Raw genomic sequence first — 26523 nt, forward strand, 5'->3', positions numbered from 1 at the left:
CCAAGGAAAACGGGCATCACGTTGCTGCCGCTGCGGTCTGCTCCGCGGAAAGCGCCCTGCGTTTGATGCTTGCGGCGAGGATTCCGGCGACCAAGGGCAGCCAGGCGATCAGGTGCATGGCGACGCCGAGGCCGTAGCGTTCAATGAGCATTCCAACCAGGCCGACGCCCAACCCGCCGATGCCGTTGCCAAAACCGAGGGTAAGGCCCGAGGCCATGGCGGCGTTTTTGCGGAGGACCTCCTGGGCGAGAACCACCGTGACGGAGAAGGACGCGAGCAGCGCTGCCCCACCCAGGGCGAGCAGCAGATCGCGGGCAAGCCCCTCGGCGTGCAGGGCGAGGTGGAACAGCGGTGCGGCAAGAATGAGCGAAACAATGATGATGCCGCGGCGTTCAAGCCTGTCGGACAAATGCCCGCCCACCAAACCGCCCAGGGCACCGGCGAACAGCATCACAAACAGTATTTGCCCAGAATGGACGAGGGTGACGCCCCGCTCCTGGAGAAACAGCGGCAGGAAGGCGATGATCCCGAAATACGTCAATGAGCGGAGGGCAACCACAAACACGATTTTGAGGAGTTCGCGCCAGTGCTCGCGCAGGAGCGGACGAAACGGCACAGACTCGCCTTTCTTCCCGACCGGGCTCTTGGGGGAAAAAGTGAGCAGCATAGCCGCTGCGGCTATTCCCGGAATGACGAGGACCGGCGTAGCCGAAAGGCCCTGGGTGACGATGAACGGCACGGCGATGAGCGGCGTGAGCGCCCAACCGATATTGCCAGCAGCGGCAAACACGGCCTGAAACAACCCGTGCCGGTTGCCGCTCACGGAACCGATCATGGCCGCGGCCTGCGGATGGAAGGCGGCGGTGCCGAGACCGGAAAAGAGCGAGAAGGCGAACAGCGCGGCGTAATTGTCCGTTACGCCAAGGAGGCTGAGCATGATGGCCATCCAGATGGTGCCGACGTAGACCATCCAGCGCTGATTTTTGCGGTCCACAAGGTAGCCGAAAACCGGCTGCAGGACGGACGAAGAGAGGGTGAAGGCGGAGATGAGAAACCCTCCACGGCCCACGCTCATGCCTGCGGCCACAAGGAAGGGGAGAAGCGTCTGGATGAAGTTCATGTACCAGTCGTTGACGAGATGCGCCAGGGAGATGGCGACAATGGGCTTAAGTCTTGGGGGCTGTCCGGCCATCAGTCATTTTCCTTATGTGGATTCAGGTGGTTGAGCGCTGTAAGAAAACGGAGCACAGCGGAGAGCTCGGCCTCGCTGTAGCCTTCAAGGAGCGCGGCCTTGGACCGCCGGGCGGCGGCATGGCGGTGCGCATGCTCCTCGGCCAGACGACTGCCTGTCTCTGTAAGCCTGTAATAGATCTCTTTGTTATTGCCAGGCAGGCGATAGCTTTCGATGAGCCGCTTGGACAAAAGCCGTTTGGCTATCTTGCTGATCGCGCCACGGGTCATGGCCATCTGCTTGGCCAAGCGGGTGACATTGGCGTGTTCAAGCTCAACAATCCAGGCGACGCAATGGACCTCGGCCAGGGTGAGCCCGCCTTGGACCACGCTCAATCCATGCCGCAAGAGTTCCGTGCGCTCCTGCACGCGGGTGAGCGCATCAAGTATCTGCTCGGTCAGTTCCATCCGTCCTCCATTGCTTTTTTGTTTCCTCGTAAACAAAGCTTCTCTAGTCCCACTTTGTTTCCGTGTAAACAAAAAAATGGGGCCTCCGCCCATGCAACCAGGGAGATGCGGATACCAAAAACGCTTACCCGGAACAGTCCTCCAATCCTTGGGAACAAGGATGCGCGAGGGCACACCGCACGCGTTGACTGGGTTCGCGCTTCACGCGCAGAGGGTTTCGGCGGGCGTCATGCGAGCAGGAAAATACCGGATATCAGCGGCAAGGGCCGCACGCTGGCATGTCCTCCGGTGACTGGCGCAATTGTGAGTGCAGCAATTCCAGAGCTTCAGGACGGCCGGACCTGGAAGCGGACAACAGACGCGCCAGCTCAAAGCGGGCCTGTCCCGCGGACGCGTCCAGCCTCCAGCGCAAACAGAAGCCTGCGGCTCCATCGTTGGTCAGCTCCCCGCGGGTGGACTCGCCTACAGCGTTACGCATTCTGCCTGTCGCCAACGGAGATTTGCCTGCCACGCAGGGACTTCCTTTGCTTCCCTTGGCCGATGGACCGGGGCGGCGCCCGTCCGCGCCCCTTTGGGCTGCGCTCACCGATCGGCAACAAAAAAAGGCGCTCCGGGTGAGGGAGCGCCTTTGGATGCTGGACGTGGTGCGTGTTTAGTCGGCCTGTGGCGCGGGCTTCTGGGAAGCGCCGATCTCCTGTTTGACCTCGGTGGCCACCTTGAAGAGGATGGTCACCACCAGAGCGCCAGTGCCGTAGATCATGAGGGAGACCAGCAGTTCCTTGGCCGTGGGCCAATAGGGGGTGATGGTCTCGAACGGCGTCGGGTTGAAGCCGCCGATCAAGAGGCCGAGGCCCTTGTCGATCCAGGTGGCGATGACCAGGATGGCCAGGGTCCAGGGCAGCAGCTTCAGGTTGTCGCGCAGGCGGGGCGGAATGAGCAGGGCCAGGCTGACGATGGCGAGCACGGCCGCGGTCCACATGAAGGGCACCAGTTCGTGGTGGCCGTGGGTGCCCGCGAACAGGTACACGATGGAGTGCTGGTGGCCGGGAATGCCCGAGTAGAAGGCGGTGAACACCTCGAGCAGGAAGAAGAACACGTTGACGCACATGGCGTAGGTGATGATCTTGGCCAGGGTGCCGATGGCCTCGGCGCCGGCCTTGAAGGTGGTCAGCTTCTCGGTGAGCAGGATGACCAGCAGCAGAATGGCGGGGCCGGAGCAAAACGCGCTGGCCAGGAAGCGGGCGGCCAGGATGGCGGTGAGCCAGTAGTGGCGGCCGGGCAGGCCCTGGTACAGGAACGCGGTGACGGTGTGGATGCTGAAGGCCCAGATGATGGAGACGTAGGCGAGCACCTTGCTCCACTTGGGATGCGGCAGGTGCTGGCGGTCGCACTCAAGGCAGGTCCAGCCCACAAGCAGGTTCAGGATAAGGTAGCCGTTCAGGACCACCATGTCCCAGAAGAGAATGGAGTTGGGCGTGGGGAACAGGACCACGTTGAGCATACGCTGCGGCTGGCCGATGTCGACCACGATGAAGCCCAGGCACATGACCACGGCCGCAATGGCCATGAATTCGCCGAAAATGACGAGGTCCTTGAACTTCTTGTAGTGGTGGAAGTAGTAGGGCAGCACGATCATGACGCCGGAGGCGGCCAGGCCGACCAGGTAGGTGAACTGGGCGATGTAGAAGCCCCAGGACACGTCGCGGCTCATGCCGGTGATGGTGAGGCCTTCCATGAGCTGGTTGACGTAGGCGGCGGACGTGCCGCCGATCAGGACCAGCAGGAAGCCGACCCACATGTAGTATTTGGGAGTACCTTTGAGTGCTTTTTCGAGCATGACCGCCCCCTAAATGATGTAGTAGACGCCCGGTTCGGTGCCGAGCGACGGCTTGCGCCGGATGGTGTAGTGCTCGCGCAGCAGCTTGCGCACCTCGGAATTGGGATCGGAGAGGTCGCCGAAGACCACCGCTCCGCCCGAAGCCTCGACACAGGCGGGCTGCTTGCCCTGGGCCAGGCGCTCCACGCAGAAGTTGCACTTCTCCACCACGCCGCGCATACGGGTGGGGAACTCCTTGTTCAGATTGGCGAGGTCCAGGTGCTTGCGCGGCTCCATGAAGTTGAAGCTGCGCGCGCCAAAGGGGCACCCGGCCATGCAGTAGCGGCAGCCGATGCAGCGGTGATAGTCCATGGCGACGATGCCGTCGGGCCGCTTGTAGGTGGCCTGGGTGGGGCACACGCGCACGCAGGGGGCGTTGGTGCAGTGGTTGCACAGCAGGGCGAACTGGCGCTGTTCAAGCGCCTCGTCCATGTAGTTGTTGGGCTGGTCGAAGCCCTGCTCGAAGCCAGCGGCCCAGATCCACTTCACTTCCTGCTTGCCGGGGATGTTCGGCACGTTGTGCGCGGCGTGGCAGGCCTTGGCGAGAACCTCGATGGCCTCCTTGGTGCCGCACTTCTTGGTGTCGATGACCATGCCCCAGCGCTTGGCCTTCATGGCGGCGGGGCCGTCCTTGATGCCGGTGGCGGAGGCGGCCAGGGCGCCGCCCGCGGAAGCGGCGCACAGGCCCGCGGCGGCCACGCCCATGAACTTCAGGAAGTTTCTTCTGGTGTGGTTCATTTCTTCAACCCCTCCGGCTGGATGTGGCAATCCCAACAGTAGGGGGAGACGGCCGCGTCGTTGTGGCACTTGTCGCAGAACTCCGCCTTGTTGGTATGGCACTTCATGCAGGTCTTCTGCAGGCTCATTTCAAACGCCTTGCCCTTGCTGTTCACGTACACACGCTGGCCGTCGCGCAGGGCCCAGTCGCGCCACTGGTCAAGCAGCTGCATGTGCTTGGTGCGCATGAACTCCTTGCTCTCGATGCATTCCTTTTCGTTTTCCGGCATCTTGAGCTTGGGCTGCGAGTAGGCCGCCTTGCCCGCGTTGTAGGCGAACGGGGCCAGGAAGATGGCCAGGAAGACCACCAGTCCGGTGATGATTTTACCGCCGTTGTACAGTTTCATCTTATTCCTCCTCCATGCCGGGCAGGGGCTCCTGGCGAAGGTTCATGGTGCGCTCTCCCTCGCCGTCGAGGATCAGCGCGTTGGCCACCAGCTCGTGCAGGCCGGTGATCTTGACGCCCGGCGCCCAGTAGTCGGCCAGGGGGATCAGCGTTGCGCGGTCGATGGCGCACACGCAGGCCATGGTGTTGACCCCGTGTTTCTCCTGCACGTAGCGCAGGGCGTTGCCTCTGGGCAGGCCGCCGCGCATACGGATGTCCATGATCTCGTCGGTGTTGAGGCCCGAGCCGCCCGCGCAGCAGAAGGTCTGTTCGCGGATGGTGTTGGCGGGCATTTCGTAGAAGTTGTCCACCACGTTCTGCAGCACGTAGCGCGGCTCGTCCAAGAGGCCCATGGCGCGCGCCGGGTTGCACGAGTCATGGAAGGTGGCGATGATGTCCGAGTTGCGGCTCTTGTCGAGCTTCAGCTTGCCGTGCTTGATGAGGTCGGCGGTGAACTCGGCGATGTGGACCATCTTGGTCTGCTTGGCGTTGTGGAACACCGTGCCGGTGATGGGCGAAACCGGGGTCTGCATCTGCGGCCCCTGCAGCTCGCCGTTCATGGTGTCCATGTACTGGTTGATGACGCGCCACATGTGGCCGCACTCGCCGCCCAGTATCCACTTGGCCCCCAGACGGTTGGCCTCGGCGTACATTTTGCCGTTCAGGGCCTTCATGGTCTCGGAGCTGGTGAACAGGCCGAAGTTGCCGCCCTCGGAGGCGTAGGTGGAGAGCGTGTAGTCCAGCCCGATGGCGTCGAAGAGCATCAGGTAGCCCATGAAGGTGTAGATGCCCGGGTCAGCGAAGACATCGCCGGAGGGGGTGATGAAGATCACCTCGTGGCCCTTTTCGTTCAAGGGCACGTTCAGGCGCTTGCCGGTGATGGTCTCGATGTCGTCGACCATGAACTCGACGATGTCCTTGAAGGCGTGCGGCTGGATGCCCAGGTGGTTGCCGGTGCGGGTGCAGTTGGCCACCGGCTCCAGGATCCAGTTGATGTTGATGCCCACCAGGTGCAGCAGTTCGCGCGCCATCATCGTCACCTCGGCGGTGTCGATGCCGTAGGGGCAGAAGAGCGAGCAGCGGCGGCACTCGGTGCACTGGTAAAAGTAGAGGAACCACTCCTTGAGGACGTCCTCCTCCATGACGCGCGCGCCGGTGAGCTTGCCCAGGATCTTGCCGGCCAGGGTGAACTCCCCGCGGTAGACGGAGCGCATGAGCTCCGCGCGCAGGACTGGCATGTTCTTGGGATCGCCGGAGCCGATGAAGTAGTGGCACTTGTCGGCGCAGGCGCCGCAGCGCACGCAGATGTCCATGAAGATCTTGAGCGAGCGGTACTTGTCCAGGCGCTCGCGGAAACCGTTCATGACGATTTCCTTCCAGTTGGGAGGCAGCTTCCAGTCCTGGTCGCCGGGGCTCCACTCGCGCGGGTTGGCGAACTGGCCCGGAATCTCATGCATCAGGTACTCGACCTTGTCCGCCTTGGCGGGATAGGCCCAGCGTCCGGGCGAGAAATCGTTGGGCAGCTCCATCCAGTTGGTGGCTGGCGGAGTGTAGTTGATACTCTTGAGCATCTCATCGGGTTTGATGATTTTTGCCATGTCTTCTCCTCGCGGAAAAAGTTTGTTGCGCTAAGGTCCGGGGGGCTGGTGAGCCGCTACGCGGCCTCCTCCGGGGTCTTCTCCAGGGGCAGGCCAGCCTCATGCATGGGCTCGCGGAACTCGTTCTCGTAGGCCTCGTAGCTGTGCGGCTTGATGTTCGGGTCGTTCCACACATTCTCGTAATGCACCATGCGGGTATTGTTGGTCATATTACGTGTGGGGGACAGGAACACGCCGCCCATGTGCATCAGCTTGGAGAAGGGGAAGTACACCAGCAGAGTGCTCACCAGGAAGAGGTGGACGAAGAAGCTCACGTCCACCCCGGCGGGGACCTTGTAGTTGAAGGCCACCAGGCCCATGACCACGTCCTTGATGGACATGATGTCCACCTTGGCGATGTAGCGCATGTACACGCCGGAAAGCGCGATGCCGAGGATGAGGAACAGGGGGAAGTAGTCGTTCACAAGCGAGATGAAGCGCACCTTGGCGTCGAAGAAGCGGCGCAGAAGCAGCAGGGAGACCCCGCCGATGAGCAGCAGGTCGGAGATGTAGATGGTCGGGGTCAGAATCTGCAGGATGCTGTCGAAATAATCCAGCGTGGCGATGGGCGTGGGCACGGGCTGCATGAACAGGCGCATGTGGCGGATGACGACGATGAGGAAGCCGTAATGGAACAGGATGGCGAAGAGCCAGAGCCACTTGGCCGAGACATAGGCCACGATGGGGTTCTGGCCGTCGTCGTGCTTGAGCACGGTCTTGGTGTTGCGGAACAGGGAGCGGAAGGTCAGCACCTCAAGGGCCATGCGGACGAAGGTCTGCGGGCCGGTGGAGGGGTTGTCCCACTTGTTCTGCTTGATCCAGTCGAGCGACTGCTGCTGCCCGCCGGTGGTGGGGATGCTGAAGGGCACAGGGCGTCTGGCCCAGGAGATGATCTTGCACGCGAACCCGACCAGAAAAATGATGAACGCCGTGCCGGGAATGCAGTACGCGAAGATGGTTTGCATCTGTGCCGCGCCCGCCCCCACAGTGGCGATCACCACCAGGGCCAGGACCATAAGGAGTGAGAAGATCGCTTTCATCTGCCGTCACCTCGCTTGTAGTTTGGCCGCCCCGCGGCGTTCCGCCGGGTGCGCCCTGCCATGAAAAACTACACGGCCTTGGGGGCCGCAACGTCCGATTTCATGAGGTTGGCCCTGCGCACGATGTTTTTGTGCGCACGCTTGACCTCCTCCACGCGCATCCGCGCGACCTGGTCGCGCGAGGCGACATAAAGGTCGAAAGCCATGACCGCGAGGTTGTCCACGCGGGTCTCAAAGGCCAGCAACTCGGCAAGCTCGCCGCGGGACGCCAGGGACTCGGCGAATTCCTGGCGCAGCAGCTTCTTGAGCAGAAAGACAAAGGAAATAGCCTGACTGGGCGAAAAATCCTGCACCGCGCGGATCTTGACGATCATGTCCAGCGCGCGCGCCACGGCCTCGGCGTCGTTCCATTCAAGCAACAAGGGGATGAGCTTCGCAGTGGAATCGAGGATGCTGTGGCCCACCGGGTTGGTGAACGCGTCGCGGTTCTTGCGCCACACCACCTGGGTCTCGGCCGGATATGTCGCAAGGATAAGGTCGGCCCATTTCCCCGCCAGTTCGTCCTTGCGTTCGGCTATCGCCTCATGCAGCCCCATGCGCCCCCCAGGTATAGACCGTAATGACAGACGCCCGCCCGCTCCCCCCCCACCGGGAAGCCGACACGACGCACTTGACGCTATTGTGAATAAGGGAACAATACTTCGCGTCTCTATTCCAGACTCCCCCCGAAACGTCAAGCCGTTTGTCCAGGAAAACCCGCTACTGTTGAGCAATTCGGCAAGGGCGACAAAGCCGTGCGCGCTGGGGGGGTGCTGTGCACGCTGCGCAGCGACATGTGCCGAAAATTGCACATCGCTTCCTGCACATGCGGCGCTGCGGAATCGGACAACAATCGGAAAAGATTATGTTTTCATTTTTGGCACGGCGTTTGCCACAGCGGGTGTGTGTGCAGAGCGTTTTGTGCACAGCCGGGGACGGAGGTTCCGCTCTTCCACCTCCGTCCCCGCCTTCCCCAAGCAGCGTTCAAGGAGGCACCACGCAATGTCCCGCCGCCCCGTCCGACCCCGCGCCATAGCCATAGCCAGGCCCGCGCCGTATTCCGGCCCAGGGCACCTCGTCATCCTCGCCGCCTTGGCCGTTCTTGCGCTGCTGCTGTTCTCCGGCCAGGTCCGGGCGCACGCCACGGAAACGCTCCTCCCGGCGGAGTCCGCGCCCATCCCGGCCCATCAACGCTAGCCCCCATCCCCTCCGGACGGACCGCACATGCCGTCCGGGGGGCCGTGGCGGGCTATCGCGACGTGAACCCTTCGATCTGCATCTTGTAGCCGACGATGCCCTGGACAATGCCCTGTGCCAAGGTCTTGAGGTAGGCGTCGCTCTTCAACCGCGCGGCCTCGGTCTTGTTGGTGATGTAGCCGATCTCCAGCAGGACCGAGGGCATCTTGGCGCCCATGAGCACGTAGAAGGGCGCCTCGCGGTGGCCGTGGTCCACCACGCGCCACTTGCCGCGCATGACGGAGAGCCCGTTCTTGTGCACCGCGCGGGCCAGGTCCACGCTTTCCTTGATCTTCGAGGTCAGCATGAGGTCGGTCAGGATCATCTGCAGATCGCTGATGTTCTTGCCCGTGGCCACGGCGTTCTCGCGCGCGGCCACGCGCACGGCGTCGGGCGTGCGGGCCAGGTTCAGGCTGTAGGTCTCGAACCCCTGCATGGTGGGATCGGTATGGGCGTTGCAGTGCACGGAGACGAACAGGTCCGCCTTCTTGCCGTTGGCCAGGGCGGTGCGCTCCTCCAGGGCCAAAAAGTCGTCCGTGGTCCGGGTGTAGAGCACCTTGAACCCGCGCTGCTTGAGCATTTTTCCCAAGATGAAGGCCATGCGCAGGTTCACGTCCTTTTCGTTCAGGCCGAAGCCCTGCGCGCCGGGATCCTTGCCGCCGTGCCCGGCGTCCACCATCACCGTGCGCACGGTGAGCCCCAGCTGCTCCACCAGGTTGGCGGCCAGTTTTCTGCGGCTGCCCTTGGGAGCCTGGAACGCGGGGACATCGTCCTCCGCGGCGGGTGGCGGCGGAGCGGCGGCCTTGGCCTCGCGGGTGCCGAAGGCGTCGATGACCAGGCGGAACGGGGCGTCCAGCACGGTGACGCGATAGTCGTTGAGCTCGCTGAACTCCATGACCACGCGCAGGGCCTCGCCGTCCCTGGGGGCCACGCGCACCCCGCGCAGGATGCCGCCATGGGGATCGATGTCGTCGGGCAGGCCGGGTTTCGGTCCAGCGCCCAGCAAGTCCACGTACACGCGTCCGGCGACATCCTTGCCGCCGGGGCTCTCCAACAGCTGGTAGCGGTACTTCACGCGGGAGTCGAGCTCCAGCACCACGCGCGCGCTTTTGGGCGCGTTCTTGATGCGCACCTCCAGCAGCTCGGCCTTGCCAGAGGCGCGGGAATCGCCGTGCCCCGCCTGCGGCGCGGCGGCCTGTGCGGGCGCAGGGGGTTCGGCCTTGCGCGCAGCGGGGACCAGGGCCGCCTTCTGCGCCCGGACCGCCGCAGCCTTGGCTGCGCGTGAACGCGGATAGCCGCGCACGACGGCCTGGAAATCCGCCTTGGCCCCCTCGGGGTCGCCCAGGCGCTCCAGACGGATGACGCCCCGGTGCAGCAACGCGTCCGGGGCGAGGATGTATTTGGGAAAGCGTTCCGCACACTGGCCAAAGGTGTCTGCGGCCTTGGCCCAGTCGGCCTTGCGCTTGGTCAGCTTGGCGGTCTCCTGCTGCACGCGCGCCAGAAAAAAGCCCGCCTTGGCCCCGTCCGCCCCGGCGGGACGGACCTTTTGGGCCTGCTCCAGCTCGGTTTCGAGCGTGCGCAACACCTCCAGGGAAATCTTCTTGCGCGCAAGCAGGGTCTGGAAGCGGCGCACCGGCGCATCGGCCGGATGCTCGTCGGCCTTGGCCTGGGCTTTGGCGGCCGCGTGGGCCTGGGCCAGGGGCAAGAATCCCGCGCACAGCGCCAGGGCCAGCAGCAGCAGTGCCATCACCTGTGCGCGCCCCGCGCCCTGTCCCGTGCGTCCCAGCATGTTCCTCCGGCCGTATGGGCGGCGCGGCGGGCGCACACCTCGGCTCGCGCATCTTTGCAGGGAATCTACAAAAAGTCCAGAAAGAGCTTCGGCGCCCCTCCAAAGGCCACAGGAAGCCTTGACCCGCGGCGTGCGGCAAGGGTACCACCCGGCCATGCGCATCCCTGAGCTCCTGCTGCCCTGCGGCGACATGGAATCCCTGGAAACGGCCCTGCTCTACGGCGCCGACGCCGTGTACCTGGGAGCCGACGGCCCCAACCTGCGCGCCGGGGCGGCCGGGTTCTCCGGTCCGAACCTGGACAGCGCCTGCACCCTGGCCCGCGCGGCCGGGGTGCGCGTGTACGTGTGCCTGAACGCAAGCCCCCGCGAGCAGGACATGCCGCTGGTGCGCCAGGGCCTGGAGCAGGCGGTGGAGGCGGGAGCCGACGGACTCATCGTGGCCGACCCCGGCGTGGCCCGCCTGGCCATGCGCCACGCCCCGCGCATTCCCCTCCACATCAGCACGCAAGCCAACACGCGCAACGCCGAGGCCCTCGCCTTCTGGCGCGACATGGGCGCCGTGCGGGCCAATCTGGCGCGGGAATGCTCCGCCGCGGAGGTGGCCGCGCTGGCCCGCGCCCGCGACGCCCATCTGCCCGGCTTCGGTCTGGAAATCTTTGTCCACGGAGCGCAGTGCACGGCCCTTTCCGGGCGTTGCCAGCTTTCCGCCCACATGGTGGAGCGGGCCGTGAACCAGCCCGGCCGCACGGCGTCCATGGGGGCTTGCGCGCACCCCTGCCGCTACGAGTACCGTCTGCGCGCCGTGGTGGAGGAGCGCAAGCGCCAGGGGCACGACGCCTGGGAGGTGCTGGAACGCTGGACCGACGACGCCGATGCGCCCGGCCAGGCGCCCTGGACGCAGTACTTTGCGCCACAGGACCTGTGCCTGCTGTGGCAGACGCCCTGGCTGGCCCGCCTGGGCCTGGACGCCCTCAAGGTGGAGGGACGCACGCGCAGTTCGGCCTATCTGGCGGTCACGGCCGATGCCTGGCGCTATGCCCTGGACTCCTTGGCGGCCGGAGCCTTCCGCCCGCGCGAGGCGCTCTCCGAGCTGCGGCACGCGGCCACTCGGCCCCTAACGGCCGGACTTTTCGGCGCCGACGCCAGGCGGCCGATTCCCGGCCTGGACCGGCTTTCCCCCCGCAGGCCGCCCATGCTGCGCGTTCTGGCGCGCGCCGGGGCGGACGACGCCTGGGCCGTGGAGCTCAAGGGATCCCTGGACACCCGCCGTTCGGAGGGGCTGACCATCATCGAGCCCGGCCTCTCGCGCCCGGTGCTGCCGCCGGGGAGCTTCCACCTGGAGCATGGCCCGGATTCCGCCACGCCCGGCCTGCCCGCCCAGATGGGACATCCGGGGATGCGCGCGGTGCTCCGGGCGGCGCATCCGGCCCTGCGCCCCGGCATTTTCGCCCGCTGATCCCGAACCGGCCTTTCCCCCTTGGCAACGCTTGAACACCTGATGTATGCTTACCGCAAAAGGAGGACATCATGGGCGGAACCGTGACCATCAACGAGGACGAGTGCATTGGCTGTGAAACCTGCTGCGAGCTGGCCCCGGCCGTTTTTCAGTTCGACGCCGACTCCGGCAAGGCCAAGGTGGTGAATCCCACCGGCGCCCCGGCCGACGAGATCCAGGCGGCCATCGACGCGTGCCCGGCGGGCTGCATCGCCTGGGAGTGACCCCGCGCGGCTGGTCTGGGGCGGCCTTTCAGCGGACCGCCTCGGCCAGCGCCGCCAGCCCTTCCGGGTCCAGCAGCCGCACGCTGGGGCCAGATGTCTCGATGAGGCCCTGATCCGACAGCTTCTTGAACGCGCGGGACAGGGTCTCCGGGATGGTGCCCAGATAGGCCGCGATCTGGCCTTTGGGCAGGTCGAGGACCAGTTCGTCCGTGTGTTGCGCGGCCCGCAACAGCAGCAGGTACCCGGCCAGGCGCTCGGGCACCTCCTTGAGGCTCAGCTGGGCGATCTGCCCTACGAAGCCGCGCAGCCTGGCGGACAACAGCGCCATGACCCCAAGGGCCAGCTCCGGGTCGCGGCGCAGCACCTCCACGAAGCCCTTGCGCGGGATGGTCAGCAGCACGCTGTCGTCCAGGGTCTGGGCGCTGGCGGGGTAGGTCTTGCCCTCGAACACGGGCACCTCGGCAAAGGCCTCGCCCGCGCCGAACACGTGCAGCACCTGCTCCTTGCCCGATGGCGCGGAACGATAGATGCGCACCTTGCCCGAAACCACGGCATAAAAGTGTGTGCCCGGCTGCCCGGCCTCGAACAGAATCTGTCCGGCCGCAACGCGCTTGAGCTGGGCGATCTCGGCCAGGGTGGCCAGCTGCGCCTTGGGCAGGCCCTCGAAAAGCCGCACCCGGGCCAGCGCGGCGAGCTTGTCCTGTTCCATGCAGCCTCCGGTTTGTGGAGATGCGCGAGCATAGCCGGGCCAGGGCTTCGGCGCAAGGCTTGGCGGGCACCTCGCGCGCCCGGCTTCCGGTCCGGCGCTCAGCCCCCGTTCCCCGGCTCCGCCTCCGGCTCAGGTCCTGGCGCATACTCCAGCACGTCGCCGGGCTGGCAGGAGAGTTCGCGGCAAATGGCCGCCAGGGTGGAGAAGCGGATGGCCTTGGCCTTGCCGGTCTTGAGGATGGAGAGATTCTGGGCGGTGATGCCCACGGCGGCGGCCAGATCCTTGGAAGCCACCTTGCGCCGGGCGAGCATCACGTCCAGGTTCACGATTATGGGCATGGCGCGGCCTCCGGGCTAGATGACGAGATCCTGTTCTTCCTTGAGCTTGCGCGCCTCGTCCATGACCCAGGAGGCCAGGATCACCACCACCCCGGTAAGGGCCTCGGTGAAGGTGGCGCTGTCCAGGCCAACGGAGACCATGTGCCGCCCCGGAGGATTGTCCATGGTCAGGATGAGGGTGCTGAGGCTGCCATGCAGCACGCGCAGGCCCTGCACGGCCAGCAGGGTCCAGCCCAGCCGCCGGATGAGCCCGGTCGCCCCGGCGCTGAACACCTCGCCCCGGCTGAAACGGCCGAACAGCCCGGCCAGGCAGGCCAACCCGTACATGCTGGCCGCCCCCGGCAGCATGGAGGACGCGAACCCGAGCGCCTTCATGAGCGGCGTCACCGGACCGGCCATTTCCGGAAGCTGCCCCCAGCCCAGCCCGAACAACGCGCTGAACCCCAGGGGCGGCGTTTCCAGCACGCGTTCGAAAAAGGCCCAGCCCAGGCCGTGCAGCACCGGCACCAGGCCGACGCCAATCAGAAACAGCACCCGCAGCCGCCTGCTCATGCGTTGGATCTTGTCCATGTCGCCCTCCTGCGCTGCTTTGCGCGACATCATGCTTCGACTATTAATCATCGTTTGTCAATCATTATTTTTTGAACGACAAGAATTATGCACCAGCAATGCAAACATGACCCAAGTCAAGGCGCGCTGGCCGGAACCAGTGCAGGATGTCTCCGCGCCCGACCTGGACCACAGCACCCTCCACGGAGACGCCCGCCCATGACGCACCTGTCGGCCAAACCTTCGCCCATGACGCCTGCCGCCCTCGTGGCCCTGGCCCTTTTGCTGCTGGCCGCCCATGCCCTGCGCCGGGGAGACTGGAGCCTGTGCGCGGCCCTGGCCGCCCTGCCCCTGCTGTTGTTGTCGCGCCAGGGCTGGACGCGGCTTGTGGTCTCGGCCGTGCTGCTGCTGGGCGCGGCGCAGTGGCTGGCGGCCGGGACGCAGTTCGCGCAGGTGCGCCTGGCCTTGGGCGAACCCTGGTTGCGCCTGGCCCTCATTCTCGGCTCTGTGGCGGCCGTAAGCCTGGGCTGCGGCCTGTGGCTCCTGGGCGCCCGGGCCAGGGCGCTGTTCCCCAGGGGCGCGGCCATGGAACTGCCCCAGGCGGCGGCCTTCCTGCTCACGGCCGGACTGCTGGCCCTGGCGCGGGGCAAGGCCAGCGTGCCCGTGCTTCTGGCGGACCGTCTGCTGCCCGGTTCGGGCTGGCTGGCGGTGCTGGCCCTGGCGCTCTACGCGGCCTGGCTGGCCGGGCGCTTCACCCATCCGGACCACGGCCCCGGCGAACACCGGCGGCTCCGGCCGCGCATCTGGGCGCTGTTCTCGGCCGTTTTCTTCCTGCAACTGGCCCTCGGGCTCTCCGGCCTCACGGAGCTGCTCATGACCGGACGGCTGCACCTGCCCGTGCCCGCGCTCATCGCCGCAGGGCCGCTGTTCCGGGGCGAGGGCCTGTTCATGCCCGTGCTGTTTGCGTCCACGGTGCTCCTGGTGGGTCCGGCCTGGTGCAGCCACCTGTGCTACATCGGCGCCTGGGACGACCAGTGCTCGCGGGCGCGGGGCGCTGCGCGGCCCCTGGTCCTTTCCCGCGCCTGGACCGTGGGCGGCAGGCTGGCCGCCCTGGCGTTGACCTGCGGCGCGGCCCTGGGGTTGCGCCTTTCCGGCGCGCCCGCTTCGCTGGCGGCGGGGCTGGCGGCCGCCTTCGGCCTGGCGGGGGTGGGGGTCATGCTCGCGGCCTCGCGCCGCGCCGGGGCCATGGTCCACTGCACGGCCTTCTGCCCCATCGGCCTTCTGGGCAACCTGCTGGGCAGGCTCACGCCCTGGCGCATGTCCATCCGCCTTCAAACCTGCACCCGCTGCGGGGCCTGCGCGCTGGCCTGCCGCTACAGCGCCCTGTCCCCGGAAGACATCGCATCCGGGCGGCCCGGCCTCTCCTGCACGCTCTGCGGCGACTGCGTGGCCGCCTGCCCGCACGATTCCATGGGCTACCGCTTCCCGTTCCTTTCGCCAGCCGCGGCCAGGGCCGTTTTCCTGACCCTCGTGGCGGCGCTGCACGCCGTGTTCCTGGGCGTGGCGCGCATCTAGCCGCCGTGGCGCCGCGGCCCGGCCGCCCTCGACGCGGGACGCGCCTTCTGGCATCATCCCCCCTGCGACGCGCGCCCGCGCCGCGCCAGACCGCCGGAGACCGCCCATGTCCGTTTTCCACCGCCAGCGCCCCCACGGCCTATCCCCACGCTCCCCCCTTGCGGCCGCCCTGCTGCTGGCCGTCTGCGCCCTGGCCGCGCTGCCGGGCTGCGCCCGGCCCGCCCCCACGGACACGCCCATGGGAGTAAGTTTCTTGCCCGAACCGGGCGAACTCATGACCGCCGCGGGCGACCGCCTTTCCCCAGAAACCTTCATGGAGCGGAGCCGCACCGCGGCCTACGTGCTGGTGGGCGAGTCCCACGGCGAGATGTGCGACCACCAGGCCGAGCGGCGCATCCTCTCCCTGCTGGCGCACCTGGGCCAGGGCCCGGCCGTGGGCTTCGAGATGGTTCCGGCCAAGAACAGCGCCGTGCTGCGCGACTTCGCCGCCGGGGCGTTCCCGTCCTCGGAACTGGAGCGCCGCCTGGACTGGGGCAAAACCTGGGGGCACCCGTTCCCGGGCTATCTGCCGGTGTTCGAGGAGGCGCGGCGCTGGAAGCTGCCCATGGCAGGCCTCAACGTGCCGCCGGAGGTCATCCGCAGGCTCTCGGCCGCGGCCATGGACAACGCCACGGCCAGCGACACCTTCGACGGCCCGGTGGCGGCCCTGGCCCCGGAGGACCGCGCCCAACTGCCCAAACGCATCATCGAGCCCGCGCCCGAACAGCTGGCCTTCCTGAAGGAGGTCATGGCCGGGCACCCCAAGGGCCGCGACCCTGCCGACGGACGGCAGCTGGCGCGCTTCCTGCTCATCCAGAGCGTGTGGGATTCGGCCATGGCCGAGACCGCCGTGGCCCTGCGCCGGGAGAGCGGGCGGCAGGTGCTGGCCTTCGCGGGCGCGGCGCATGTGGAGGGCGGCCTGGGCATCGCCCGGCGCATACGGGTGCTGGACCCCGGCGCGGAGATTCTGCTGGTCTCGCCCTGGCGGGGCGACGAACTGGACCCGGAGGACGCGGCGGTGCGCGTGTACTGCCCGCTGCGCTTCGAAAGCCGCATGGGCATGGTGCTGGAGCACCGGATTTTCGGCGAGAGTTCGCAGGTGCTGGTGCGCGAGGTGCGGCGCGGCTCACGGGCCGAGGCCGCGGGCCTGCGCCCCGGCGATGTGGTGACGCGCGCGGGCGGCTACCGCATGAACGCCCTGAACGCCCTGCATCTGGCGGGCAGCGACGCTTACCGCCACAAGAGCAATCTGGTGCTTGAGGTGCGGCGCGGCCGGTCCTGCCTGACGGTGGACCTCGGTCCCCTCGGCCAGACGGGCCAGACGGGCCAGGCGGCCGCGGCCGCACCCGCCGGAACCGTGGGCGCGGAAGCCGCGCCCACGCGGGAGACGCCCTAGCCATGCCCGAACTGCCCGAGGTGGAAACCATAGCCCGCACGCTGGCGCCGGAGGTGCTGGGCCGCACGATCCTCTCCGTGTGCGCGCCCGACCCCTCGGCCCTGCTGCCGGGCCCGGAGGCGTTCGCGGCCCTGGCCACTGGCGCAGTCATCCGCTCCGTGGGCAGGCGGGGCAAGCTGCTGCTCCTGGCCCTGGACCGGAACGGGCGCGACGGCGGCGACATCGCCGCGCACCTGCGCATGACCGGGCGCATTGTGGCCTATGCGCCGGGGCAGGAGCCGGAGCGCCCCCGCGCCGTGCTGGACCTCTCCGGCGGGGTGCGCCTGTGTTTCGCGGACGTGCGGCGTTTCGGGGCCATGCACGCCTTTGGCCCCGGAGCCATGGCCGCCTGGCCGTTTTACGCCAGCCTGGGGCCGGAGCCCTTTGCCCTGACCGAAAGCGCATTCCAGCACCGGCTCGGCGCGGGGCGCGCGCGCATAAAAGCCCTGCTGCTGGACCAGACCGTGCTTGCGGGCATCGGCAACATCTACGCCGACGAGTCGCTCTTCCGCGCGGGCATCCGGCCGGACACCCCTGCCTGTGCGCTCACGCCCCGCAGACGCACTGCGCTTTTCGCGGCCATCCAGGCCGTGCTGGCCCAGGCCATCGCGGAGAACGGCAGCTCCATACGCGACTACCGCGACGCCCACGGCGACGCCGGAGCCTTCCAGAACCATTTCCGGGCCTATGGCCGGGCCGGGCAACCGTGCCTGGACTGCGGGGAGCCCATGCGCTCCATGCGGGTGGCCGGGCGCACAAGCACCTACTGCCCGCACTGCCAGCCCGACCGCCGTTGACTCTCCCCCCTTTTCTTTCGCAGCGGCCCGGCGTAGGATGCCGCATCACTGCCCCCAGACCCACGGAGGAACGCCATGCACGAACGCCCAGAAGCCATCACCATGCGCGGCAACCCGCTCACCCTGCTTGGGCCGGAGATCCGCATCGGGCAGAAAGCCCCGGACTTCAGCCTCGTCACCAACGACATGGGCGCCGTCACCCTGGCCGACTACGCCGGGCTGGCCCTGGCGCTGGTCAGCGTGCCGTCCCTGGACACGCCCGTATGCGCGGTGGAGACCCGGCGCTTCAACGCCGAGGCCGCCAAGCTCGGCGCTGGCGTGCGCATCCTCACCATCAGCATGGATTTGCCCTTCGCCCAGAAGCGCTGGTGCGGAGCCATGGGCATCGACAAGGTGGAGACCCTCTCCGACCACCGCGAGGCCAGCTTCGGCCTGAACTACGGGGTGCTCATCAAGGAGCTGCGCCTGCTGGCGCGCGCCGTGTTCGTGGTGGACAAGGCCGGCACGGTCACCTACACCGAGCTGGTCAAGGAAGTGGGCGACGAGCCGTTTTATGCCGGGACGCTCACCGCCCTGGCCCAGGCCGCGTCCTGATCCGCCGCGCTTCCCCGCCAGAGAATAGCCGGGAGCACTCCCGGCTTTTTTTTGCGCCAAGCCCCACGCCAATCGCCTGGGGCTTGCAACGCGGCGCAAAAACAGCGTATGCACGCTCATGGACCGAAGCCCCGCCCTGCCCGTCCTGCTCGCCCTGCTGTGCTGCTGCACCGCGTGTTTGGCTGCGCGGCAGGCCCTGGCCCAGGCCCCGGAACGACCGCTGGTGCTCAATACCGATGGCGCGCCTCCCCACTCCCGCGACGACGGCTCCGGCTTCGAGGACCGCATCGTCACCGAACTGTTCCGGCGCATGGGGCTCGCCGTGCGGCTGGTGCGCCTGCCCTCCGAGCGCGCCCTGGCCAACGCCAACCAGGGCGTTGACGACGGCAACTACGTGCGCGTGGCCGGGCTCTCGGCCCTGTATCCCAACCTTGTCATGGTGCCCGAGCCCATGAGCGAGTTCGCCTTCACCGCCTTCACCCGCGATGCGGGGCTCAAAAGCGCCGCCTGGGAGGATTTGCGAATGCGCCGCACCGGCATCGTCACCGGCTGGAAACTGGCGGAGCGACACCTGGTCGGCGCGACGCAGCTCACCAGCGTACGCGACGAGGAAACCCTCTTCGCCATGCTGGCCAAGGGACGCCTGGATGTGGTGATCTCCAGCCGACACACCGGGCGCGAAGTGCTGCGCACGGGCGGCTACAAAGGCGTGCACGCCCTTGATCCCCCGCTCTCCACGCAGCCCATGTTCCTGTATATGCACAAGCGGCACGCGGGACTTGTGCCGCGTCTGACCGAAACCCTGCGCGCCATGCGCCGGGACGGGACCCTTGCGCGGCTCACGCGGGAGGGGCTGGCCGGGGCAGAGCAATGAACGCCCCGGCCTTCGCCGTCACCGCGCCGCTGAGCTCCCGGCTGCTCTGGCGCATCCTGCTGCTCTCGCTGGCGCTGACCATGCTGCTGGCCGGGCTGCGCGCCTGGTGGGAATACGCCGCCAAGCTCAAAGAGGCGGAGGGGCTGCTTGACGGCATCGTCTCCACCCAGGGCGATTCGCTGTCCAACAGTCTGTGGGCCATGGACACCGGGCAACTGGTTTTGCAGCTTGAGGGCATCGCCCGGCTGCAGGGAATGCGCCGGGCCGCTGTCATCGAAAACAGCCGTCTGCTGGCGGAAAGCGGCGCGCCGTCGAGTGCGCGGCGGCTGCACCGCGAGGCCCCCCTTGTGCGCGACCACGGCGGCAAACGCATTGTGCTGGGAACCCTGGTTCTTGAGGCCGATCTCGACCTGGCGCGGGCCCAGGCCCTGCGCGCGGCGGCCATCTCCATCGGTTTCAGCGTGTTCCTGGCCGGACTGGTGTCCCTGGCCATTTTTCTGCTCACGCGGTCCATGGTCTCGCGGCACCTGGTGGAGGCGGCCCGGCACTTCCAGGACCTGGACCTGGCCCCGGCCGGAACCCCGCCGCCCGCCCTGCGGCTGGACAAACGCTGGGCCGGGGACGAGCTGGACATTCTGGCCCTGGCGGTGAACCACATGCAGGAGCGCGTGGGCTCCTCCCGCTCCCAGGCCGAACAGGCCGACCGACAGGCCCGCAGCCTGGCCCGCTTCCCCGAAGAAAACCCCAGCCCCGTGCTGCGCGTGGACGCCCAGGGCACGCTCTGCTTCGCCAACCAGGCCAGCGCCTGCTTTCTGGACGCCATGGGCCGCACCATCGGGCAGCGGCTGGACGAACCCTTCCTCACGGAGACGCGTCTGGCGTTCGAGGCCGACTCCGTGCGGCAGTTCAGCGCGGCCTGCGGGAAGCGCAGCTTCGCCTTCGCCGCCCGGCCCGTGGTTCGCGACGGCTATGTGAACCTTTACGGCATGGACGTGACCGAGCGCGAAGAGGCCATGGCCGCCATGGCCCGCTCCCTGGCGGAGAAGGAGATCCTGCTCAAGGAGATTCACCACCGCGTCAAGAACAACCTGCAAATCGTCTCCAGCCTGCTCTTTTTGCAGATGGAATACGTCAGCACCCCGCGCGACCGCGAACTCTTCGCCGAAAGCCAGAAGCGCATCCAGGCCATGGCCCTGGTGCACGAGGAACTTTACGGCGCCCAGGACCTCTCCTCCGTGAACATGGCCGACTACGCGCCGCGCCTGGTGGAGCGCGTGCTGGGCGGGGCGGACGCGCCCGTGCGCCTGGAATGCGACGTGGCGGACATCCGCCTGCCGGTGACGCGCTCCATCCCCTGCGGGCTGATTCTGAACGAACTGACCATGAACGCGGTAAAACACGCGTTCCGCATCGACAAGGCCAACCACACGGCCGAGGGCGTGCTGCGGGTGTCCCTGCGGCGAAAGGACGGACGGCTGGCGCTGGAGGTGGCGGACAACGGCCCCGGACTGCCCACGGATTTCGACATCAGCGCCTCGCCCAGCCTGGGCATGACGCTTGTCTCAAGCCTCACCGAACAGTTGGACGGGACCATCGCCGCCGGGAACGCCCCCGGAGGCGGAGCGGTCTTCCGCCTGGAGTTTCCCGATGACCACGCCTGATGCAGGACTCAAGGTGCTCGTGGTGGAGGACGAGCGCATCATCTCCCTGGCCCTGTGCGCCCTTTTGCGCGGCCTGGGGCACCAGGTGCTGGGCTGCGTGCCAAGCGGCGAGCAGGCGCTTGAGCTGGTGGAGCGCCAACGCCCGGATTTGGTGTTCATGGACATTCACCTGGAGGGCGGGCTGGACGGCATCGCCACGGCGCGGATGCTGCGCGAACGCCAGGGGCCGCCCGTGGCCTTCACCAGCGCCTACACCGACGCCGCCACCCGCACCCGCGCCCAGGAGGTCGCCCCCCTGGCGTTCCTCTCCAAACCAGTGGCCAGGCAGGACATCATGCGGCTGATGACCACCCTTGCCCAACAGCCTGGAGCATAGCGCCCAGCGCGTTCCGGCCGACGCCGCCGACAGGGCCGGGGCAGCGCAAACCGGTCGTCGGCGAAACAGCAAGGAGCCCGCATGTCCAACGCCCCCCATCCCGTCCCCCCACCGGCCCGCCTGCGCGGCGTGAACCTGGGCGGCTGGCTGCTGCTGGAAAAGTGGATGACGCCAAGCCTGTTCCACGGTCTTGCGGCCACGGACGAGACCACCTGGTGCGCCGAACTGGGCGGCCGGGCCGAGGAGCGCCTGCGCGCCCATTGGAACGCCTTCATCACCCGCGAGGACTTCGCCTGGATCGCCGAACGCGGGCTGAACGCCGTGCGCATCCCGGTTGGGCACTGGGTCTTCGGCCCGCCCTATCCCTATCACCCCAAGTACGGCGAGAACCGCACGCCCTTCGTCACAGGCGGGATCGAGGTGCTGGACCGCGCCTTCGACTGGGCGCGGGAATTCGGCCTGGGCGTGCTGCTGGACTTCCACGCCGCGCCCGGCTGCCAGAACGGCTTCGACAACGGCGGCATCAAGGACGTTGTGGAGTGGCACACCAAGGGCGAATATCTGGACCACTCCGTGGACATGCTGGGGCGGCTGGCCGAGCGCTACCGCGCCGAACGCGCCCTGCTCGGCATCGAGGTATTGAACGAGCCCAGATGGGACATCCCCACGGAGCTCTTGAAGGACTTCACCCTGCGCGCCTACGCGGCCATCCGCGCCCACTGCCCGCCAGAGCGCGCCGCCGTGGTCTTCCACGATGGTTTCCGGCCGCACACGGAGTATCTGGGCTTCCTGCAGCCGCCGCAGTTCCGGAACGTGCTTTTCGACATCCACCGCTACCAGTGCTTCAACCGCGAGGACCTGGACCTGGACATCCACGGCCACATGAAGAAGGCCGGTGACCTGTGGCGGCAGGAGGCGGAAGCCATCCGCCGGGAGCTCGCCCTGCCGTGCATCGTGGGCGAGTGGAGCCTGGGACTGAACCTGGAGGTGGTGTCCCTGTGGGCGGAAGGCCCCTACGACCACGCCCTCACGGGGCTGGACCCCTTCCGCACGGAGGTCTGCTACCGGGCTTACGCCGCGGCGCAACTCCTCGCCTTCGAGCATCACCACGGCTGGTTCTTCTGGAGCTACCGCACGGAAAACACGCCGGAGTGGTGTCTGCGCGAGTGCGTGGAACGAGGCTGGCTGCCGCGCCGCTTCCGGTAGCGGCGGGCAAAAGGGGCCGCACCCGCGGCGGGGAAGGGGGCGGCGTCCCCAAGGGCCATGCGCGCGCTGTCGGCCGCGCTACAGCGACAGCCGCGTCTTGGCGTCCGCATACGCCAAGCGCAGCCCTTCGGGCAGTCCGGTACGCGCCCGCCAGCCTGTGGCGCGCAGGCGCGAGATGTCCAGCAGCTTCTGCGGCGAGCCGTCGGGCTTGCCCGCATCGAACGCGATGTCGCCCGTGTAGCCCACGGCGTCGCGCACCAGTTCGGCCAGTTCGCGGATGGTGATGTCCGAGCCGATGCCGATGTTGACCAGCGGCGGCTCGAAGCGTCCGGTCTTGGTGTCGTCGCTGCCCAGCAGCGGCTCGTAGCGCTGCTCGTCAAGGCTCAGGAGATGCACACAGGCCTCGGCCATGTCGTCGCTGTACAAAAACTCGCGGCGCGGGCCTCCCGTGCCCCAGACCGTCACGCTGGGCGCGTCCGAGACCTTGGCCTCGTGAAACTTGCGGATGAGCGCCGGAATAACGTGGCTGTCCTGCGGGTGGTAATTGTCGCCCGGCCCGTAGAGATTCGTCGGCATCACGGCGAGATACCGCGTGCCATATTGCCTGTTGTAGCTCCAGCACATCTCGATGCCCGAAATCTTGGCCAGAGCGTAGGGCCTGTTGGTGGGCTCCAGCGCCCCGGTAAGCAGGTGCTCCTCGCGCATGGGCTGGGGCGCAAGCCGCGGGTAGATGCAGGACGAGCCGAGGAACAGCAGGCGTTTTACGCCATTCTGATAGGCGTTGTGGATGACGTTGAGCTGAATGGCCAGATTGATGCGGATGAAGTCGGCCGGGTAGGTGCTGTTGGCGATGATGCCGCCGACCTTGGCGGCCGCCAGGACGACGTATTCCGGCTTGTGCTCCTGAAAAAACGCCTGCACGGCCGGGCCGTCGGTGAGGTCGAGCTCCGCGTGAGTGCGCAGCAGCAGGTTGCCGTACCCGCGCGCCTGCAATTGCCGGACAATGGCCGAGCCCACAAGGCCCCTATGCCCGGCCACAAAAATGCGCGCGCTGCGGTCCATGGCGGCCCTATTCCTGGTGGTCGTAGGCGCTGAACCCGGAGCGCTTCACCAGGTCGTCGCGCTGGGCGGAATCCAGGTCGCAGCGCACCATCTCGGCCACCATGTCCGCAAAGGATGTCCGCGGCGTCCAGCCGAGCCGCTCCCGCGCGCGCCCGGCGTCCCCCAGCAGGGTCTCGACCTCGGTGGGCCGGAAATATCTGGGGTCGACGCGCACGATGGTCCGGCCCTGCCCGTCCACGCCCACCTCGTCCAGTCCCTGGCCCCGCCAGCTGATGTCCAGGCCCAGGGCCTTGGCCGCAGCGTTCACGAAATCGCGCACGCTGTACTGCACGCCCGTGGCGATGACATAATCCTCAGGCTGTTCCTGCTGCAGCATGAGCCACTGCATCTCCACGTAGTCGCGCGCGTGGCCCCAGTCGCGCAGGGCGGACAGGTTGCCGAGGTACAGGCAGTCCTGCAGGCCGAGCATGATGCGCGACAGGGCGCGGGTGATCTTGCGGGTGACGAAGGTCTCGCCGCGCACCGGGGACTCGTGGTTGAACAGGATGCCGTTGCAGGCATACATGCCGTAGGCTTCGCGGTAGTTGACCGTGATCCAGTAGGCGAAGAGCTTGGATACGGCGTAGGGGCTGCGCGGATAAAACGGCGTGGTTTCGCGCTGCGGAATTTCGCGCACCTGGCCGAAGAGTTCGCTGGTGGACGCCTGGTAGAACCGCGTCTTCTTTTCCAGGCCCAGGCTGCGGATGCCTTCAAGGATGCGCAGAGCGCCCAGGGCGTTCACGTCCGCCGTGTACTCCGGCATTTCGAAGCTCACCGCCACGTGGCTCATGGCCGCGAGGTTATACACCTCGTCGGGCTGGCACTGCTGGAGAATGCGCACGAGATTGGCGCCGTCGGTAAGGTCGCCGTAGTGCAGGACAAAGCTGCGGTCGGCAAGGTGCGGGTCCTGGTACAGATGGTCCACGCGGTTGGTGTTGAACAGGGAGGACCGGCGCTTGACGCCATGCACCTCGTAGCCCTTCTTGAGCAGCATCTCCGCCAGCAGAGCGCCGTCCTGGCCCGTGACGCCAGTGATCAGCGCGACTTTTTTCCCCATGTTCGCTCCCTCGCAGATCGCGCGCCTGCGCCAGGTCCCGGCGCGGCCGACTCGTTCCTGCCCGCATCTGGACACGAACGCTTGGATCCCCGTCCTTGCGGGCCCGTCCTATACCGTGTCCCGGCGCCGAAGGCCAGCTCCCGCGTAAGGCGTCAAGGGCCGGGCCCGCCCGGTCGGAGCGCCTAGGCCGCGCCGTTGCCGTTTTCCGCGCGCCGCTCTCCAAAAAGCACCTTGGTCTCGGCAAGACGGTGCAGGGTAAGAGTGCGGTGGTGCAGCCTGGCCAGGTCTGGGTGGAAACTGATGTTCAGCACCGTGGCCCCTGGCAGTTCGCGGAAGAGCATCTCAAAAATCCCCTGCTCGCCCTCGGGGTCGAAGGCGTCCGTTGCTTCCTCCAGGAACAGCCAATCCGGGCGCAACAACAGTGCGCGGGCCAGCCCCAGCTGCTGCTGGGCGCGTTGCGGCAGGGCCTGTTCCCAGGCGTCGGTCTCGTCCAGGCGCTGGGCCAGGCGCGAAAGCCCCACCTTTTCCAGCGCGTCCAGCACGGCGGTTTCGGGGAACTCCGCCGCAGTCCTTGGGTAGCAGAGCGCCTCGCGCAGGGTGCCCTCCGGGAAAAAGGGCCGCTGCGGCACGAAAAGCATACTTCCCTCATCCGGCAGGCGAAGCTCCCCCCCGCCCCAGGGCCACAGCCCGCCCAAGGCCTTGAACAACGCCCCGGTGACCGCCGGATCGCCTGTGACGAGCACCCGCTCCCCCCGCGCGATGCGGGCGTCTACGCCTTCCGCCAGCACCCGGCCCGAGGGCTCTGCCAGGCACAGCTCCGTCATGGCCAGGACAGCGCCGCCACGGGAGAGGCCGAGGCGCGCCTCGCCCGGAGCCTGCGCGGCCCCGTCCAGGCTCTGCATGTCCTCGTGCAGCGACAGCACGCGCTCGGCCGAGGCGCGGCAGCGGGCGATTTCGCCGATGTTGTCCACCGGCCAGGACAGGGACGAGGTGAGCTGCTGGAAGGCCTGGGCCGCCTGCATGAGCAGCCCCAGGGTCATGGTTCCGGCGATGTACTGCGGCGCGGCCACCAGGATAGGCAACACGGGCAGGAGCGAACCGTAGCCGGTGCCGAAGGTGATGAGGCCCAGGTAGGCCATGGATTGCTTGTGCCAACCGCGCACCACCTGCAAAAAGCGCCGCGCCGCGCCCTGCCGCTCCAGCCCCTCGCCGCGCATGAGGGCGATGGCCTCGGCGTGCTCGCGCACGCGGGAGAGGCCGAAGCGATAGGTGGCCTCGGCGTTCTGCAGCCGGTTGGTGGCGCGCACCAGCGGCTTGCCGCACATCCAGCCGAACACGCTGCCCAGCCCGGCGTACAGAAAGGCCAGGGGCACCATGTAGCCGGGAATGTGCATGGTGGTGCCGGGCAGGTCGATGGAGCCGGACACGGACCAGAGGATGTCGGCGAAAAGGCCCAGGGTCAGCAGGCTGAAGGTCAGCGAATGCGCCAGGGCGATGGCCGATTCCGTGGCGATGCGGATGTCCTCGGCGATGCGCTGGTCCGGGTTGTCGTGCTCGCCGCCGGTGAAGCGCAGGCGATAGTGCCGGGCCTCGTCCAGCCAACTGGTCGTCAGCTGTTCGGTGAGCCAGGCCCGCCAGTCCACCTGCAGCCAGCGCTTGACCATGAGGTGCGCGCCGGTCACGACGATGGAGAGGGAGACGATGAGCGCGAACACCGCCACCTGCACAAGCACCCCGCGCACGGAGCGCTGCTCCAGGGCATCGTACAGGGCGCGGTGCCAGTAGTTGCCCCATACCGAAAGGCCCACCTGGCCGATGGTGAGCAACAGCAAAAGCAGGGTGGCCCAGCGCACCTTGGCGCAATGCGCGCAACGCCAGTACGGGCCAGCCAGGCGCAGCACCTGGCGGAGAAAACGCAGCCGCGTGCGCGGCGGTGAGAGCTGGCCCTCGGCGGGAGCGGCGGTCATGGGCGCGCCGCCGTGGAGCATGGTGCGCGGCTGGGCATGGCGAGTGTTCTCCAGGTGCTTGGCGCTGTCATCGGGCTTTCTGCCGTCTACCACGCCCGGCCCCGCGCCC

General features: G+C 67.4%; 26 protein-coding genes. 11 read left to right on the forward strand and 15 right to left on the reverse strand.

The window, feature by feature from the left end; genetic code table 11:
- Nucleotides 1-16: 16 nt before the first annotated feature.
- The 8 genes from CHB73_RS13545 to CHB73_RS13580 form a co-directional block, all read right to left on the reverse strand.
- Nucleotides 17-1192: an MFS transporter gene (locus CHB73_RS13545; RefSeq protein WP_089275139.1), complete on the reverse strand. Its 1176-nt coding sequence runs from the start codon at nucleotides 1190-1192 to the stop codon at nucleotides 17-19.
- Nucleotides 1192-1638, reverse strand: coding sequence for a MarR family winged helix-turn-helix transcriptional regulator (locus CHB73_RS13550; protein WP_089275140.1), 447 nt, complete (start codon nucleotides 1636-1638; stop codon nucleotides 1192-1194). Before CHB73_RS13550 ends, CHB73_RS13545 begins: the two co-directional genes overlap by 1 nt.
- A 652-nt stretch (nucleotides 1639-2290) precedes the next feature.
- Nucleotides 2291-3475: a sulfate reduction electron transfer complex DsrMKJOP subunit DsrP gene (dsrP, locus tag CHB73_RS13555; protein ID WP_089275141.1), complete on the reverse strand. Its 1185-nt coding sequence runs from the start codon at nucleotides 3473-3475 to the stop codon at nucleotides 2291-2293.
- A gap of 9 nt (nucleotides 3476-3484) precedes the next feature.
- Nucleotides 3485-4252 (reverse strand): sulfate reduction electron transfer complex DsrMKJOP subunit DsrO, encoded by a 768-nt coding sequence (gene dsrO, locus CHB73_RS13560; protein ID WP_089275142.1) that lies wholly within the window; start codon nucleotides 4250-4252, stop codon nucleotides 3485-3487.
- Complete coding sequence (gene dsrJ, locus CHB73_RS13565) at nucleotides 4249-4632, reverse strand: sulfate reduction electron transfer complex DsrMKJOP subunit DsrJ (protein ID WP_179217065.1); 384 nt, start codon at nucleotides 4630-4632, stop codon at nucleotides 4249-4251. Before dsrJ ends, dsrO begins: the two co-directional genes overlap by 4 nt.
- 7 nt (nucleotides 4633-4639) lie before the next feature.
- Nucleotides 4640-6274, reverse strand: a complete 1635-nt coding sequence (gene dsrK / locus CHB73_RS13570; protein ID WP_089275144.1) for a sulfate reduction electron transfer complex DsrMKJOP subunit DsrK — start codon at nucleotides 6272-6274, stop codon at nucleotides 4640-4642.
- 56 nt (nucleotides 6275-6330) lie between these two features.
- Nucleotides 6331-7353 carry a sulfate reduction electron transfer complex DsrMKJOP subunit DsrM gene (dsrM, locus tag CHB73_RS13575; protein ID WP_089275145.1) on the reverse strand — a complete coding sequence of 341 codons (1023 nt, stop codon included), beginning with the start codon at nucleotides 7351-7353 and terminating at the stop codon, nucleotides 6331-6333.
- A gap of 68 nt (nucleotides 7354-7421) precedes the next feature.
- A complete protein-coding gene (locus CHB73_RS13580; protein ID WP_089275146.1) occupies nucleotides 7422-7949 on the reverse strand; it encodes an RsbRD N-terminal domain-containing protein in 528 nt (175 codons plus the stop codon).
- Nucleotides 7950-8394: 445 nt separating this feature from the next.
- Between CHB73_RS13580 and CHB73_RS13585 the strand changes: the two genes are divergently transcribed.
- Nucleotides 8395-8589 carry a hypothetical protein gene (locus CHB73_RS13585; RefSeq protein ID WP_089275147.1) on the forward strand — a complete coding sequence of 65 codons (195 nt, stop codon included), beginning with the start codon at nucleotides 8395-8397 and terminating at the stop codon, nucleotides 8587-8589.
- 52 nt (nucleotides 8590-8641) lie between these two features.
- Here the strand turns inward: CHB73_RS13585 and CHB73_RS13590 are convergent, their stop codons facing one another.
- The gene (locus CHB73_RS13590; protein WP_179217048.1) at nucleotides 8642-10417 is read right to left on the reverse strand and encodes an N-acetylmuramoyl-L-alanine amidase; all 1776 of its coding nucleotides are present in this window, start codon (nucleotides 10415-10417) and stop codon (nucleotides 8642-8644) included.
- Nucleotides 10418-10571: 154 nt separating this feature from the next.
- Here CHB73_RS13590 and CHB73_RS13595 point away from each other — a divergent pair, with 154 nt between their 5' ends.
- Nucleotides 10572-11873 (forward strand): peptidase U32 family protein, encoded by a 1302-nt coding sequence (locus CHB73_RS13595; RefSeq protein WP_089275267.1) that lies wholly within the window; start codon nucleotides 10572-10574, stop codon nucleotides 11871-11873.
- A 71-nt stretch (nucleotides 11874-11944) separates the two neighbouring features.
- On the forward strand, nucleotides 11945-12136 hold the full coding sequence (locus CHB73_RS13600; protein ID WP_089275149.1) for a ferredoxin: 192 nt from the start codon (nucleotides 11945-11947) through the stop codon (nucleotides 12134-12136).
- Between the two features lie 28 nt (nucleotides 12137-12164).
- Here CHB73_RS13600 and CHB73_RS13605 read toward each other — a convergent pair whose 3' ends face one another.
- The 3 genes from CHB73_RS13605 to CHB73_RS13615 all read right to left on the reverse strand — a co-directional run bounded on the left by CHB73_RS13605 (nucleotide 12165) and on the right by CHB73_RS13615 (nucleotide 13753).
- Nucleotides 12165-12845 (reverse strand): Crp/Fnr family transcriptional regulator, encoded by a 681-nt coding sequence (locus tag CHB73_RS13605; RefSeq protein ID WP_089275150.1) that lies wholly within the window; start codon nucleotides 12843-12845, stop codon nucleotides 12165-12167.
- Nucleotides 12846-12943: 98 nt separating this feature from the next.
- Nucleotides 12944-13183 carry a helix-turn-helix domain-containing protein gene (locus CHB73_RS13610; RefSeq protein WP_089275151.1) on the reverse strand — a complete coding sequence of 80 codons (240 nt, stop codon included), beginning with the start codon at nucleotides 13181-13183 and terminating at the stop codon, nucleotides 12944-12946.
- A 15-nt stretch (nucleotides 13184-13198) separates the two neighbouring features.
- Nucleotides 13199-13753 carry a DUF2975 domain-containing protein gene (locus CHB73_RS13615; RefSeq protein WP_179217049.1) on the reverse strand — a complete coding sequence of 185 codons (555 nt, stop codon included), beginning with the start codon at nucleotides 13751-13753 and terminating at the stop codon, nucleotides 13199-13201.
- 198 nt (nucleotides 13754-13951) lie between these two features.
- Here CHB73_RS13615 and CHB73_RS13620 point away from each other — a divergent pair, with 198 nt between their 5' ends.
- The 8 genes from CHB73_RS13620 to CHB73_RS13655 all read left to right on the forward strand — a co-directional run bounded on the left by CHB73_RS13620 (nucleotide 13952) and on the right by CHB73_RS13655 (nucleotide 22289).
- Nucleotides 13952-15307: a 4Fe-4S binding protein gene (locus CHB73_RS13620; RefSeq protein WP_235641615.1), complete on the forward strand. Its 1356-nt coding sequence runs from the start codon at nucleotides 13952-13954 to the stop codon at nucleotides 15305-15307.
- Between the two features lie 106 nt (nucleotides 15308-15413).
- Nucleotides 15414-16742, forward strand: coding sequence for a ChaN family lipoprotein (locus CHB73_RS13625; protein ID WP_089275153.1), 1329 nt, complete (start codon nucleotides 15414-15416; stop codon nucleotides 16740-16742).
- A 2-nt stretch (nucleotides 16743-16744) separates the two neighbouring features.
- A complete protein-coding gene (mutM, locus tag CHB73_RS13630) occupies nucleotides 16745-17578 on the forward strand; it encodes a bifunctional DNA-formamidopyrimidine glycosylase/DNA-(apurinic or apyrimidinic site) lyase (protein ID WP_089275154.1) in 834 nt (277 codons plus the stop codon).
- Between the two features lie 75 nt (nucleotides 17579-17653).
- The gene (gene tpx / locus CHB73_RS13635) at nucleotides 17654-18172 is read left to right on the forward strand and encodes a thiol peroxidase (protein ID WP_089275155.1); all 519 of its coding nucleotides are present in this window, start codon (nucleotides 17654-17656) and stop codon (nucleotides 18170-18172) included.
- 118 nt (nucleotides 18173-18290) lie between these two features.
- Nucleotides 18291-19046, forward strand: a complete 756-nt coding sequence (locus CHB73_RS13640; RefSeq protein WP_089275156.1) for a substrate-binding periplasmic protein — start codon at nucleotides 18291-18293, stop codon at nucleotides 19044-19046.
- On the forward strand, nucleotides 19043-20707 hold the full coding sequence (locus CHB73_RS13645; protein WP_089275157.1) for a sensor histidine kinase: 1665 nt from the start codon (nucleotides 19043-19045) through the stop codon (nucleotides 20705-20707). The genes CHB73_RS13640 and CHB73_RS13645 overlap by 4 nt, the downstream gene beginning before the upstream one ends.
- Nucleotides 20694-21083 (forward strand): response regulator, encoded by a 390-nt coding sequence (locus CHB73_RS13650; RefSeq protein ID WP_089275158.1) that lies wholly within the window; start codon nucleotides 20694-20696, stop codon nucleotides 21081-21083. The genes CHB73_RS13645 and CHB73_RS13650 overlap by 14 nt, the downstream gene beginning before the upstream one ends.
- A gap of 81 nt (nucleotides 21084-21164) precedes the next feature.
- Nucleotides 21165-22289 carry a glycoside hydrolase family 5 protein gene (locus CHB73_RS13655; RefSeq protein WP_089275159.1) on the forward strand — a complete coding sequence of 375 codons (1125 nt, stop codon included), beginning with the start codon at nucleotides 21165-21167 and terminating at the stop codon, nucleotides 22287-22289.
- A gap of 78 nt (nucleotides 22290-22367) precedes the next feature.
- Here CHB73_RS13655 and CHB73_RS13660 read toward each other — a convergent pair whose 3' ends face one another.
- The 3 genes from CHB73_RS13660 to CHB73_RS13670 form a co-directional block, all read right to left on the reverse strand.
- Entirely contained in the window at nucleotides 22368-23351 is a 984-nt protein-coding gene (locus CHB73_RS13660) for a GDP-L-fucose synthase family protein (protein WP_089275160.1), read from the reverse strand.
- 7 nt (nucleotides 23352-23358) lie between these two features.
- Nucleotides 23359-24447, reverse strand: a complete 1089-nt coding sequence (gene gmd / locus CHB73_RS13665; protein ID WP_089275161.1) for a GDP-mannose 4,6-dehydratase — start codon at nucleotides 24445-24447, stop codon at nucleotides 23359-23361.
- Between the two features lie 182 nt (nucleotides 24448-24629).
- Nucleotides 24630-26507, reverse strand: a complete 1878-nt coding sequence (locus CHB73_RS13670; RefSeq protein WP_218819428.1) for an ABC transporter ATP-binding protein/permease — start codon at nucleotides 26505-26507, stop codon at nucleotides 24630-24632.
- Between the last annotated feature and the right edge of the window lie 16 nt (nucleotides 26508-26523).

This window comes from Humidesulfovibrio mexicanus (genome assembly GCF_900188225.1).
GTDB lineage: Bacteria > Desulfobacterota > Desulfovibrionia > Desulfovibrionales > Desulfovibrionaceae > Humidesulfovibrio > Humidesulfovibrio mexicanus.